Source organism: Alcaligenes sp. 1735tsa3, assembly GCF_024134565.1.
Lineage (GTDB): Bacteria > Pseudomonadota > Gammaproteobacteria > Burkholderiales > Burkholderiaceae_B > Alcaligenes > Alcaligenes phenolicus.
This window is the reverse complement of the sequence record NZ_CP099862.1, coordinates 773,880-786,178: the sequence shown is the minus strand read 5'-3', so window position 1 is coordinate 786,178 and position 12,299 is coordinate 773,880. Positions and strand designations below refer to the sequence as shown.

The window sequence follows — 12,299 nt, the reverse complement described above, 5'->3', positions numbered from 1 at the left end:
CGCAGCCCAAAAAAAACGTCCTGTAAAAACAGGACGCTTAAAAGAAAAAAGAAAACTACACCGCCAGAACTGAGCTGCTGTTTAAAAAGCGCTGCTGCAACTGACGCGCCTGTAAAAGCAAAACATCATCCTGGTGCGGCTTTCCAATCAACTGCAAACCCATAGGCAACTTCTGGAAATACCCCAAAGGCAGGGACACCACCGGCAAACCCAGCAACTGCCAGGCACGACTCATGAAAGGTGCCCCTGTTCCTTCGGTTTTATAAGGCGCAACACCGGCTGCCGCAGGTGCCAGAATGAAATCCGCCCCACTATCTGCAAACCACTGCAGCATTGCCTGTTTGAGCGTGTCCGCTCTTTGCAAGGCAGCGATGTACTCCTTGTAGGGAAAAGCCAGACCCGTGCTCATCAAGGACTGCATATGGGCGCTCAAGGTTTCATGCTGCTGTTGCTCGTACACCAGATTCCGGGCCACTTCATAAGCCATGATCTGAGCATGCAAGGCCGTCAATTCAACAACGGCGTCCTGCAAGGGAAAATCCACCAGCGTATGCCCCTGTTCCGACAAATCCTGCTGGCACGCCTGCAAGGTCTCCAGCATCTTGTCCTGAACGTCGCCCAATGCCTGCCCGGAAAAAACACCAAACACACAAGCCGCCTGCGCTCCCGGCGTGCTCAAACTCAAGGGTTTGTGCAGCAGGATATTGCGCAGCAAGAGCGTGTCGAGCACATCGTTGCTGAGTATGCCCAGGGAGTCCAGAGACTGAGCCAGCGGCTGAATATTGCGCAAGGAAAACTCGTTCTTGCTGCCTACATAGCCAATGCAGCCGCAGTAGGATGCGGGCCGTATGACCGATGCCGCCGTCTGTGTGCCGAAGGCTACCGGCACCATGAAATCAGCCACGGCAGCAGCAGAGCCGCTGGAGGAGCCGCCGGGTGTGCGTTCGACATCATGCGGGTTATTCGTCTTGCCAGCCTGAAAGTAAGCAAACTCGGTTGTGACCGTCTTGCCCATCAAAATGCCGCCTGCCGCTTTCATCGCGGTCACGCAGGAAGCATCCATATCCGGAATCCGATCCTGGTGAATGGCCGAGCCCATTGTGGTGGGAATACCCGCCGTATCAATCACGTCCTTGACCGCAAAGGGCAGGCCCATCAAGGGCGAGGCCTTGTAAAAATCACTGCGGCTTTCGTACTCGGCCAGATAGTCGTCCTGATCAATCAGATACTGCCAGGCACCAATCTTGTCATCGCGTATGGCAATGCGCTCATAAAAGGAGGCCACGATCTCCGGCAGACTGGCTTCGCCCGTATGCAGAGCATGCAGCAATTGATGCAAAGGCAGCTTAAACCACTGTCGTTTCATGCTGCCACTCCTTGAGAGCTTGCAATAAAGAGGCATCCACCGTCGCCACCCCACCACCAACACGGCCACGTTCTCCGGCACCGTCAATCATGCCCAGCAGCACCAACGGGCCGGTATTGTTGGCAATCACTTGCGCAAAATCGCTAATACCATTGCGCCCGGCCAGAAAGGGCAAGCGGGTTTTCAGAAACTGGCTTTGACGCGTCAGGTAGTCCGAGGGCAGAAAGGCGTGCAGATTCTTGGCAGTAATCCCGGCCAGATCCAGACACTGTCCCCCCAGCCCCACAAAATCCACCACGGCACTATCACCCAAGGCACCCAGCGCGTTTGCTTGCTCATTGCCAGGCTCTTTATTGCCAGCAATAAGAGGAGCGTCCGTAACCAGCCAAGTTTTGGAGCTAGCCAATTGCAAACCAAAGCGCAAGCCATTACCGCCAACTTTAACGATGGCATCCGCGCCATCAGCAGAAGCCTGATTTGCCAGAATCAAGGCACTGGCGGCCATCCAGTAATTCAAGGCCCAGGCCATCGCACCATATAGAAAGCTTTGGCTGGCGTTGTCATTAATACCCCAGGAGACAATAATGTCGGCCAACTGCCGGGAGCCATGCATTGTACGAGCATGACCGTCATCACCATTCAACAAGGAGGCCTGAACAATGGGAGCCAGATCTACCGGTCCCTGAAACTGTGCAGCCAGCCGCACACCCAAATCCTGATGCAGCCAACGCAGATGCGGCACCATTTCATCGGCAAAAATACCCAGGCGGGTACACCATTGCATGCCTTCATTCAGCACCGAGTATTTCTTGTAGTCGGGCCGATTGCTGTCGCTGACCTCAATCAAATACATGGACGGCGTGACCACTCCGGCCAATGGCACCACCACGCCGTAATCCTGCGCGGGCGCCAGTTGCACGCCCCCTGCGTCCAGCAAGGCTTGCGCCTCTTGTTTGCTAGCTGCCCAGCCCTCATACAGAATGCCGATCAAAGCCGAATTTCGGATTGCGGCAGGCAACTCCTGTGCATCCCGAAACGGTGGCCCGGCATGCAGGACCAGGCGGCCTTGCGAGGGCAAAATGGATTGCAGAGGCCGGACCCCTGTCCAGGCTGGCATCACGGCCTGCGTCTCTACATGCTGAGCCATATCGTCTCCTTACGCCACGCGCACCCAGGTTTCGCTGTTCGCCAGGCTGGCGGACTGCGCACGCGAGCCGTTAAAGTCCCGCTCTATGGTGTTGCCCGGCAAGGCCGTGCCATTGATCAGCACCCTGGCTTGCTGGGCCGGGTGGAACACGCACATCATTTCGTGCTGCTGGGTTTGGGTCTGGCTTTGCGGCAGGTCCACACAAATCGCTGGCTGCGTCATGTGATGCCATTGCAATTCCACCGTCAGACCTGCACTGGCGGAGGTGACAGATTCGCTGACCAGCTCAGGGAAACGGTTCACTGTCTGGAAAACGCCGTCACTCAAGACCTGCAACTTATCCAGCGCCACCGCCTTGCGAAACAGGCCAAAATGGCGCACGAAGTCCCGTACCAGATACTCGGCCAAGGGCTTGTTATCCGTGATCAGCAAACGCGCGTCGCTGTCCTGCCCGTCTTCGTAAGGCTTGTCCAACACCAGGATGGCCTGGCCGCTGCCATACGCCGAGCTGGCGATGCGAAAGTACAGGGACAAGGACGACCAGTCCTGGTCAGGGTCAGTCTTCAAGTAAATAAAAGGGTTGTCACCCGTCCAATCCAAGGTGCCGGTTTTAATTCCCGTCATGCTCAAGTCTCCGTGTTCAATGTATTCGTTATGGGAGCCTGGACGTTTCACGCCAGGTCTTTTTCCACCGCGTATTCCTGGCGCAGTTGCTGGAAGTCCGTGCTTGGTTGCCAGCCCAGAATTTCCTTGGCCGCATGGCTGCTGAAAATGGAGGCACGCGGATTGTTCTGATACCAGCGTGGGTTCTTGATTTCAGGCACAGGGCCAATAATCTGCTGATACCAGTCTGTGGTTGCCAAGGGGTGGGAGCTATCGTCTGCGCTAATGAAAAACACGCCGTAGCGCAAACCTTGCAGATTCACGGCGGCCTCAAAAGCACGCGCCAGATCTGCAGCCCAGATGTAATAGAACAGCCAGTTACGCTGCGGGCTGTCGACAAACTGGATGTACTCGGCAATGGTTTCCGGCAGCACCACGGCCAGTGGACGCAAGCAGATCACTTCCATATCGCTGGCATCACTAAAGCTTTTTGCCATCTGCTCCATGACGATCTTGCTGACGCTGTAGGCCTGATAAGGCTTGTTTTCATGGGCCTCGTCCACAGGCAGATACTGGGGTTTCCAATCAGCTCGCATCTCGGACAGACCGCAAGCCGAAATACTGGAACACAGCACCACTTTCTTGACACCGTTTTCGCGACAGGCTTGCAGCACATGCCAGGTGCCGCGCACATTGACGTTGATGTACTGCTCTTCGGCGGCCTTCCAGTCAAAATCAATTGCCGCCAGGTGAATCACGGCATCGGCATCTTTGGTGGCCGCACGCACGGCCTCCAGATCCATCACATCCGTTTGAATAAAAGAAACCTGATGCTGGCTGGGTTTCAGATCCGCCACGACCACATCCATGGTCTGCATCAATTGCTGTACAACGTACGAGCCCACACGGCCCGAGCCGCCTGTAACCACCACTTTTTTCATGGTGTTTCTCCTGTTTATTGTTATAGATCCAAAACCAGTTCGGCCGACAAGGCGCGCGAAACGCAGATCATCATGGTTTCATTCAGCTGCCGTTCTTCTGGCGACAGCACAAAATCCCGATGCTCCGGCAAGCCGGAAATGACCACGGTTTCGCAGGTGCCGCAGGTGCCGTTCTGGCATGAGCACTTGACCCGTACGCCTTCCCGTTTCAAGGCGGCCAGAATCGTTTCATCCCCCGCTACCGCGATGCTTTTGCCCGATTTTTGCAAAGTCACGGTAAAGCCCTTGCCTTGCAGCAGGGCCGGATCGGTCTCTACCGAGAAGCGTTCCAGCACCAGTTGCCAGCCAATATCGGCCTGTTCCTGTTGATAGTTTTCCAAGGCGGTCAGCAATGGTTGCGGACCGCAGGAATAGACGACGGTTTGTGCGTCCAGCGTTTTCAATGCGCCTTGCAGATCAAACAGCCCGTCCTGATTGGAGGCATGCGTGGTGATACGCGCAGCATCCACTTGTTGCAGCTCTTGCAGAAAAATAAAATCCGCTGCGTTTCTTGCCAGATACAGCAAGTGCCAGTCCAGGCCGGCTGCCGCAGCGGCCTGGACCATGGGCACGATAGGCGTGATGCCTATGCCCCCGGCCACAAAAAAGCACTTCTTGTTTGCAGCAAAGGGAAAGTGATTTTTCGGCACGCTGACAGCCAGCGCATCACCTTCCTGCAACACCTCATGGATATACGCAGAGCCGCCCCGCCCGGCTTCTTCTTTCAGAACGGCAATTTGCCATTCACGGGTATTGGCCTGCTGGCCACACAAGGAATATTGACGGTAAAGCGGTTCGGTCTGCGACACCGCCAGTTCCAGTTCAATATGCGCCCCCGGCTCCCAGACGGGAAACGTGCCCCCGTTTTGCAAACCCAGGGTCAGGCCCACAACGCGCTCTGACAGCCTGGTTTTCTTCAACACGCGTGTTTGCAAAGTTTGCTGCATGATGCTGCTCCTGCTCCCTTAGGCAATCGCTCGGATCGGCAATACCCGGCTTTGCTCGTCCACACGGCGCTCTTCGGCGCGGTACAGATCAATCAGCCAGTTTTGCAAACGCTTGATGACCAGCTCTTCATTGGTCAAACGACCACGGGAGGCAAAGTTGGATTGCATGCCCTGATGCGAACGACGCCAGGCAAACAGGTCCTCGATCATCACGGGGTACAGATCATCGTGTTCCTGATCGAACTTCTCTTTGTGGTCCTCGCGCTCCAACGTTTCCTGCGGGTACATCCAGGACACGCCATAGGTGGACTGCTTGGCGCTTTTGGGCAGCCACATGAAGTACTTCACCTTGTCAGGCATGGCCACCAGCAAGAGGTTGGGCGCTACCGTCACGTAGGAAAGCTGAGTTCGCTCCTGGTCAGTCAAGCCCTTCATGGGCGGCTGCAAGATGGAGCCGGTATGCGTGGGGGCTGCGTCTTTGTGGGTGGAGATCAGGTTGTAGGAGACAATGCCATTGGCCACGTCATTGAAGACAGCGGTTTCATCCACACGATCCGGATTGGTTTCGTACATGCCGCCCCAGGAGGAGGCGTGCAGGAAGCTGCAGTGGTAACACTCGTCATTGAAGATCTTCCAGTTCCAGTCGAAACCTTCCATCTTCAGGGGTTCCGAAGACTTCAGCTCGGACATGCGATAGTTCGCCAGCTGCTTGCCCAGATTGCCCAGGCGGGTGTGCAAGGCCGGCGCCATGGCGTCGTAGTTGATGAAGATAAAGCCTTCCCAAACCTCGGCGCGGATCTTGGGCAAACAGACGCTCTTGGGGTCAAAGCTGGCACCGGTATCGGTCAGACCTGGGGCGGAAACCAGCTCGCCTTCCATGTTGTAGACCCAGGCGTGCAAGGGGCAGCTGATGCGGCGTACATTGCCTGCACCTTCCAGCAACAACATATTGCGGTGACGACAGACATTGGACAGTACATTGATGCCACCTTCACGAGTGCGGATGGCAAACAGCGCATCATTGCCTACATCGAAGGTGAAGAAGTCACCAGCATTGGGGATGTCAGTGGCACGGCCCACACAGAACCACTGCTTTTTCCAGACGGCATTCAGCTCAAACTGGAAAAACTCTTCCGAGGTAAAGCACTCGGGGGGCAAGGCGAAAACCTCGTCGGTTTCCTGCTGAAAGTAGCTGCGGTCAAATTCTTCAATCGCAATGGGCGAGCGTAGAGCGGTATTCATCTCAGTATCTCCTCTGGTTTGCATAAGCACCATGAATGGCTTTTATTAGGTCAGGCCAATCATGCGACAGGGAGCGACACTTGAAAATTGAGCAAATTTGACGGAACGATGAGTTTTTTTTGTTGCTGAATATGGGTAAAGGGGAAGTGGTAGATCGCAAGCACTGCAAAGTGTGGAAATTCGCAGCGTCATGAAACCCGATTCATGGCTGCGTGTCAGGTATTTTGCAAGCAGGTATGAGCGGTGTGAGAACTATGCGAAGCTTGATATAGCCTCCAGTCACACGCATCAGATCGGGGTTCCACACCCTGGTCGTTGAGAAATGAGCGATGAGCGATGAGCATCCAGCCTGGTTCGGAAAGGCCGATACATAAAAAAACCTGCATATTTGCAGGTTTTTTAAAGATGCAGGGACAGCGACAAGGTCAGCAAAGAGCGGAGAAAGCCCGGTCACCGAGCACAACACATGGAAGCCATCTGGCAATTATCGCCTAGCGTATTGCAATCGACGCCACCCAATCCACAAACTCCTGCTCCTGTCGGCTAAGGTTCGCCTCCTTGGGGTAGGCCAGAAAATAGGCGTACTCTTCCAGGCACACATCGAACAGCTGGACGATTTCCTTCCTGTCGATCAAAGGCTTCAGCAAGGCCGGACAGCCCAGCATCACCCCTTGGCCATTCAAGACCGCATTCATGCGCACATTGGTGTCATCAATGTGAAAGCTCTTCTTGGCCGTCAGCTCCTGCCCCGCCGCCTTGCGCAACCACTGCTCCCAGCACAGCTGATTTTCTTCATGAATCAGCACATGCTGGTTCAGATCCGCCGGGGAGGTGATCTGGCCATGCGCCTGCAGGTAAGACGGCGCACAAACAGGCGTCAAATTGCCGGGGATGATGCGCAAGGTTTGCAACTGCGGCCAATCGCCCTGCTTGCCCCAGACGATAGCAAAATTGATGTTGTCCCTGAAAAAATCCGGAGCCTGCAGCCTGTGCAGCAAGTTGATTTCAATGTCTGGATGCTTCAGCCAGAAGTCTCCCAACTGCCCGGTAAACCACATGCTGGACACAAAGGGCCGCAAGGATAGATTGATGCGGCTCTTGCCGTGCGGCATGCGCAATTCGCTCAAAGCCTGATTGATCTCGTAAAACGGCCGTTGCAAACGGTCGAATAGAAACTGACCCTGATCCGTTAGTTCCAGAGATCGGTTCTTGCGCAGAAACAGCTTGCAAGCCAAATACTCCTCCAGCACCTTGATCTGGTGGCTGACTGCCGAGGGAGAGACCAGCAGGTCTTCTGCCGCCTTGGTGAAGTTCAACCTTTGCGCCGACACCGTAAAGGTTCTTAAGGCATTCAGTAATGGCACCTGCATGACGGGCTATGTCTCCTGATGTGGGTAGCTTTGTTCTGGAATTATTTATTATCGGAGCATAAGCCTTGCCGCCTTCAAAAACCAGTCAGGCAGAACGCCGAGCTTGCGGCAGGCAAAAAAAAACCGGCCTGGGCCGGTTTTCAAACAGACAAGCAGACTTACTCGTCCACATCGGTTTTGCGTCGTACCGGAACCAGTACATTGCGTGCTTTCTCGCGTGCCGACTTGGAAGAATCAAACAGCTTCCAGGCTCCCAGAGCCAAAGCCCCGATACGCATCCAGCGCCCGCCGAAACTGCTCAGCACGGCAGAAGCACCGGACAACAGGAACGGATAACGGCGCGACAAGGACAGCGCACTAGTGACCACACCGCCCATGCTCAAACCCGACGGCTTGACGCTGTTCCACAAATTGCCGGGGCTTAAATCCTCGCCCAGGGAGTGGATCTGGGACGACATGGTCTGCCGCTCCAACGAGGCGCGGACTCGCAGCAGTTCAATACGCACAGCCCGCTCCTGGGCGGACATGCTCTCTTGCTTCGTGCTCATTTGCCGTCTCCCTCGGAATCCCTCAAGCGCTCAATAAATGCGACATCGCGACGCAACTCGGACAAGGTGGCTGAAAAAGGAATCGGGCCTGTGGTCAGACGGCGGCGTACGGCCAGGAAAAGCCCCACCCCCAAACCGGCATACAGAACGACCAGCACTCCCAAAGCCCAGTAACGATAATCCGTAGGCCAGAAGTACAAGGCCAGCAACAAGCTGAAAACCAGCACCGCCAGAGTGGAGAACAGCAGTGCGCCAAACACCATGCTGAAGATGGTGATCAGGCTTGCCTTTTGCTGACCGGCTTCCAGAGCGAACAGCTCCAGCCTGGTACTGACAGCCCCTATCAAGGTAGAACCAAGCTGACTGATAGTTTGCCTAAGCGCCATGATTTATCCCTGCTCTGCGACATCCTGCCATTGCATGCAATGACAAGAGCCTGATTTCTAAGAGGCTGCCGATCTGGACCGCAAAGTCCAGATCGGCAGGGCTGCTTTTTATGCTGCTGCAGCCCAGCAAAGGGCTCGCAGCGCAGAGCAAAGACAGATTAACGTCGGCTAATCAGCATACCGAACATCAGACCCACAATACCGGCCACGCCGATGGCTTGCCAGGGCTTGTCGTGGACATAGTTGTCGGTTGCCTTGGCGGCACGCACACTGTGCTCGACCACGGCTTCCTGAGCATCATGCAGGGAATCCCGGGTCACACGCAGAGAGCGCAGCGCTTTCTCACGCAGCTCACCGGCCTTGTCGCCCGTGGCTTCAGCGGCCTCACGCATCAGTTTTTCAGCTTCATCCAAGCTCGCTTTCACTTCTTCGATGAATTTGTCTCCGCTGTTTTCCACACTTTTCTTGGTAGCCATAAATAACTCCTTGCAGTTGAAAGGGACACGCGACAAATACGTATCGCCAAGTGAATGGCGCCATAGCAGCGCCGCACAAAATTCTTTAACCCGCTGTTTTCAGGATAAAGATACTCGGTGTACCTGAGACCAGTAAGTCGCAGGTTTACTTCAGTTGCGTCACATCCACCGTGGACGGGACACCGTTCTGAATACTTTCTTGCTTCATCACCATCTGCACATCCGGGCAATACCAATCCGTAACCTGGGAGTTGATGCCCGGTATGGGCAGACTGATGCCACTGAAACTGGCCTGGGTAGGCTCGATCTCGCGTTGATAACGAATAGGCCAACATTGGTAATTGCCCAATGCAGTCTGTACCGATTGTTGAGCTCCAACCGTCTTCGCACCGGTATGAATGCGCAAGACATTGGCGTTGGACTGGGAGCGCTTGTCCAGATTGATCTGGAAATCCTGGCGCGGGAAGGTCTGCCCTTCCTGCAGCCCACCGTGTTCGTAGGAAAACAGGCCCAGCAGGCGCAGGTCAAACGAACCTTGAACGGCTTCCAGACCACCACGGCCATCATCGCGCTGGAAACGGGTGCGGCCATCACGCACCGTCATCACGTAGTCAATATTGGGCTTGCTGGCCGGCAAACCGGCCAGGGCGACACTGGCCTTGCCCTGTACACGCGCCTGGCACTGATCACCGCCCTGCTTTTTCACGTCAGAAAAAGCCAGATCAGCGCCCAAGGCCAGAAAGCCCGAGCCAGTCAGTTGTATCTGCCCACCGTCACGCATGAAAGGCACGTCACACAAACCAGCCTGAGCCGAGCTCAGGCCCAACATGACCAACAGCGGTGCAGCCATCCAAGCATTCAGTTTCATGTACATCCTGATTCAGTGAAACTTAGATTCGACTCTTTATTATGCCTATCCCCTCTGGCGTACTAGCAAGGGATTGTAAAAAAGCACGACAAGTTCTGGACTTAGAGTTCGCCGTCCTGAACCTTCTGGCGAGTACCAAAAATACGGTCGCCCGCATCACCCAGCCCCGGCACGATATAACCATGCTCGTCCAGATGCTGATCAATGGACGCGGTATAGATATGGACATCAGGGTGATGTTTTTCAAGAGTGGCAATGCCTTCCGGAGCCGCCACCAACACCAAAGCGCGAATATTCTTGCAGCCTGCTTTTTTCAGCAGATCAATCGTGGCGACCATGGAACCACCTGTTGCCAGCATGGGGTCGATAATCAGGGCCAAACGCTGATCCAGCTCACCGACCAGACGCTCCAGATAGGTCTGGGCTTCAAAGGTTTCTTCGTTGCGAGCAATACCGATCACGCTGACTTTGGCGCCAGGAATCAAGCTCAACACCCCGTCCAGCATGCCAATACCAGCGCGCAAGATGGGCACAACTGTCACTTTCTTGCCAGCCAGCTTTTCCACTTCCACATTGCCACACCAACCTTCAATGGTGGTGGGTTCCAGAGGCAGATCCTTGCACGCCTCGTAGGTCAGCAAAGAGGCGATTTCCTGGGACATTTCGCGGAAATTTTTCGTGCTCAGATCTGCCTTGCGCATCAAGCCCAGCTTATGGCGGATCAAAGGGTGGCGTATTTCGTGTATGGGCATGATTGCTTCATCAAATTAGGGACTAACTAAAAACAGGGCTGCTGCACAGCAGCCCGCACTATCGTGATCGTCAACGCACTGCCAGCCACTTCACCACCGCATCAAAAAAGGGTCGGGCAGAGGCAGAACGTTCGTCATTGACCATCATGACGACAATATACCGCTTTCCGCTGGCTCCCAGCACGTAACCGGCCAAGGCACGGCTATCGCGCAGCGTGCCGGTTTTCAAGTGGGCACGGCCCTGAACCTCGTCATCACGCAAGCGCGAACGCACTGTACCGTCCACACCGGAGATCGCAAAGGAGGAAATGTACTCGGGCATCCAGTTCGAGCGCCAGGCGACTTTCAGCATGTCAGCCATGCCACCCGCCGTGACGCGGGCATTGCGTGACAGGCCCGAGCCGTTGTCCACGGTCCAGCCTGCGGTATTGACCCCCTGACGGCCCAGCACGTTCATGACGGCGCGCTCGCCGGTGGCCACCGTGGCACCGGGACCATTCATTTCTGCGCCCACGGTCAGCAAGATGGTACGGGCCATCACATTGTTGCTTTGCTTATTAATAAGACGGATCAGGTCAGACAGGGACTGCGAGTCATGCCAGGTAATCGCCTGCGCACGAGCCGGCACACGGCCTGCCTTGATGTCGCGGGCCAGGGTGCCGCCCAGATCGCGCCACAGGCTGCGGAACAGCTTGTCGAAAAACTCGGTTTGGGAATGAACCAGACGGTAAACGCTGAACTCACCGCAAGAAGCGGCGGCCTTGCCACTGACACGGACCACCATGCCACCGGCTTCAGGCTGAATCTGGGTACCAACAACAGGCGAACCAGGGCAGGTCGCCGTCGACCACTCGACTTCACCCTGTACGCGCACTCCGGGCAAAGGCGGGTCAATAATCGCAATCCATTTGCGCGCCTGTGTATCTGGCTGGAACACCAGCCGGGAAGCGCCTAGCCCCACCATCATGGCATCCGGGCTGGCGTTATAGGGACGGTCACCCGCATTATCGAAGTCACCCGGATTGATGGTGACGTTGCCGAAGATGGAACGATCCACAATAACTTCGGTCAGATTCTTCACCCCACGCAAGCGGAGCTCGCGCAACATGTCCCATAACTGCGGCACGGTCAAAAACGGATCGCCCCCCGCCTTGATGTACAAAGGCCCTTTCAAGGTGCCTTGTTCGTCCACCTGCAGGCCATCCTGGGCCATTAACGTCGTACGCCAGGTATATTCTGGCCCCAGAGCGGACAAACCGGCCCAGGTACTGACCAGTTTCATTACCGAGGCGGGGTTACGGGGCTCCTGGGGATTGACGCCGATCAGGCGCGGACCGTCCGCCTCGTCTACCACGATGGACAGAGACGATTGCGGCAAGCGGCTGGCGTTCCATACCGAAGCCAGCTCGGGCGGCAAGGCCTGGGCCAGGGCTAGTGATGCGCCTTGCACCATGAGCAAGGTGGCCAGAGCCACGTGCTTGCAACGACTCAAAACAGGCTTTGCCTTTAAAACGCCCATGCCCTCGTCTCCAACAGATCAATTCAGGAAAGACCCAAGCATACCGAAAGAAAAACACCACGGATATGGCCGTTTCAGCAATCTGGCGGCAAAGC

The 12,299-nt window shown here is 55.6% G+C and carries 13 protein-coding genes; all 13 read right to left on the bottom strand.

Annotated elements, in window-relative coordinates; translation table 11 throughout:
- Window positions 1-55 precede the first annotated feature (55 nt).
- The 13 genes from NIZ92_RS03630 to dacB all read right to left on the bottom strand — a co-directional run bounded on the left by NIZ92_RS03630 (window position 56) and on the right by dacB (window position 12,204).
- The gene (locus tag NIZ92_RS03630; protein WP_254002715.1) at window positions 56-1,366 is read right to left on the bottom strand and encodes an amidase; all 1,311 of its coding nucleotides are present in this window, start codon (window positions 1,364-1,366) and stop codon (window positions 56-58) included.
- Window positions 1,347-2,513: a DUF1116 domain-containing protein gene (locus NIZ92_RS03625; protein ID WP_254002714.1), complete on the bottom strand. Its 1,167-nt coding sequence runs from the start codon at window positions 2,511-2,513 to the stop codon at window positions 1,347-1,349. Before NIZ92_RS03625 ends, NIZ92_RS03630 begins: the two co-directional genes overlap by 20 nt.
- Window positions 2,514-2,522: 9 nt before the next feature.
- Entirely contained in the window at window positions 2,523-3,137 is a 615-nt protein-coding gene (locus NIZ92_RS03620) for an NAD-dependent dehydratase (protein WP_254002713.1), read from the bottom strand.
- Between the two features lie 47 nt (window positions 3,138-3,184).
- Window positions 3,185-4,057 carry an NAD(P)-dependent oxidoreductase gene (locus NIZ92_RS03615; RefSeq protein ID WP_035271165.1) on the bottom strand — a complete coding sequence of 291 codons (873 nt, stop codon included), beginning with the start codon at window positions 4,055-4,057 and terminating at the stop codon, window positions 3,185-3,187.
- Between the two features lie 20 nt (window positions 4,058-4,077).
- Window positions 4,078-5,043 (bottom strand): PDR/VanB family oxidoreductase, encoded by a 966-nt coding sequence (locus tag NIZ92_RS03610; RefSeq protein WP_254002712.1) that lies wholly within the window; start codon window positions 5,041-5,043, stop codon window positions 4,078-4,080.
- A gap of 18 nt (window positions 5,044-5,061) precedes the next feature.
- Entirely contained in the window at window positions 5,062-6,285 is a 1,224-nt protein-coding gene (locus NIZ92_RS03605) for an aromatic ring-hydroxylating dioxygenase subunit alpha (protein WP_247965934.1), read from the bottom strand.
- A gap of 491 nt (window positions 6,286-6,776) precedes the next feature.
- Complete coding sequence (locus NIZ92_RS03600; RefSeq protein ID WP_060185586.1) at window positions 6,777-7,655, bottom strand: LysR substrate-binding domain-containing protein; 879 nt, start codon at window positions 7,653-7,655, stop codon at window positions 6,777-6,779.
- A 158-nt stretch (window positions 7,656-7,813) separates the two neighbouring features.
- Window positions 7,814-8,203 carry a hypothetical protein gene (locus NIZ92_RS03595; protein WP_035271170.1) on the bottom strand — a complete coding sequence of 130 codons (390 nt, stop codon included), beginning with the start codon at window positions 8,201-8,203 and terminating at the stop codon, window positions 7,814-7,816.
- A complete protein-coding gene (locus tag NIZ92_RS03590; protein WP_009455164.1) occupies window positions 8,200-8,589 on the bottom strand; it encodes a phage holin family protein in 390 nt (129 codons plus the stop codon). Before NIZ92_RS03590 ends, NIZ92_RS03595 begins: the two co-directional genes overlap by 4 nt.
- Window positions 8,590-8,747: 158 nt before the next feature.
- Complete coding sequence (locus tag NIZ92_RS03585) at window positions 8,748-9,065, bottom strand: YqjD family protein (RefSeq protein WP_009455165.1); 318 nt, start codon at window positions 9,063-9,065, stop codon at window positions 8,748-8,750.
- A gap of 145 nt (window positions 9,066-9,210) precedes the next feature.
- Window positions 9,211-9,933, bottom strand: coding sequence for a hypothetical protein (locus NIZ92_RS03580; RefSeq protein WP_009455166.1), 723 nt, complete (start codon window positions 9,931-9,933; stop codon window positions 9,211-9,213).
- Between the two features lie 101 nt (window positions 9,934-10,034).
- Window positions 10,035-10,685, bottom strand: coding sequence for a uracil phosphoribosyltransferase (gene upp, locus NIZ92_RS03575; RefSeq protein ID WP_009455167.1), 651 nt, complete (start codon window positions 10,683-10,685; stop codon window positions 10,035-10,037).
- Between the two features lie 70 nt (window positions 10,686-10,755).
- Window positions 10,756-12,204 (bottom strand): D-alanyl-D-alanine carboxypeptidase/D-alanyl-D-alanine-endopeptidase, encoded by a 1,449-nt coding sequence (dacB, locus tag NIZ92_RS03570; RefSeq protein WP_052159346.1) that lies wholly within the window; start codon window positions 12,202-12,204, stop codon window positions 10,756-10,758.
- Window positions 12,205-12,299 lie beyond the last annotated feature (95 nt).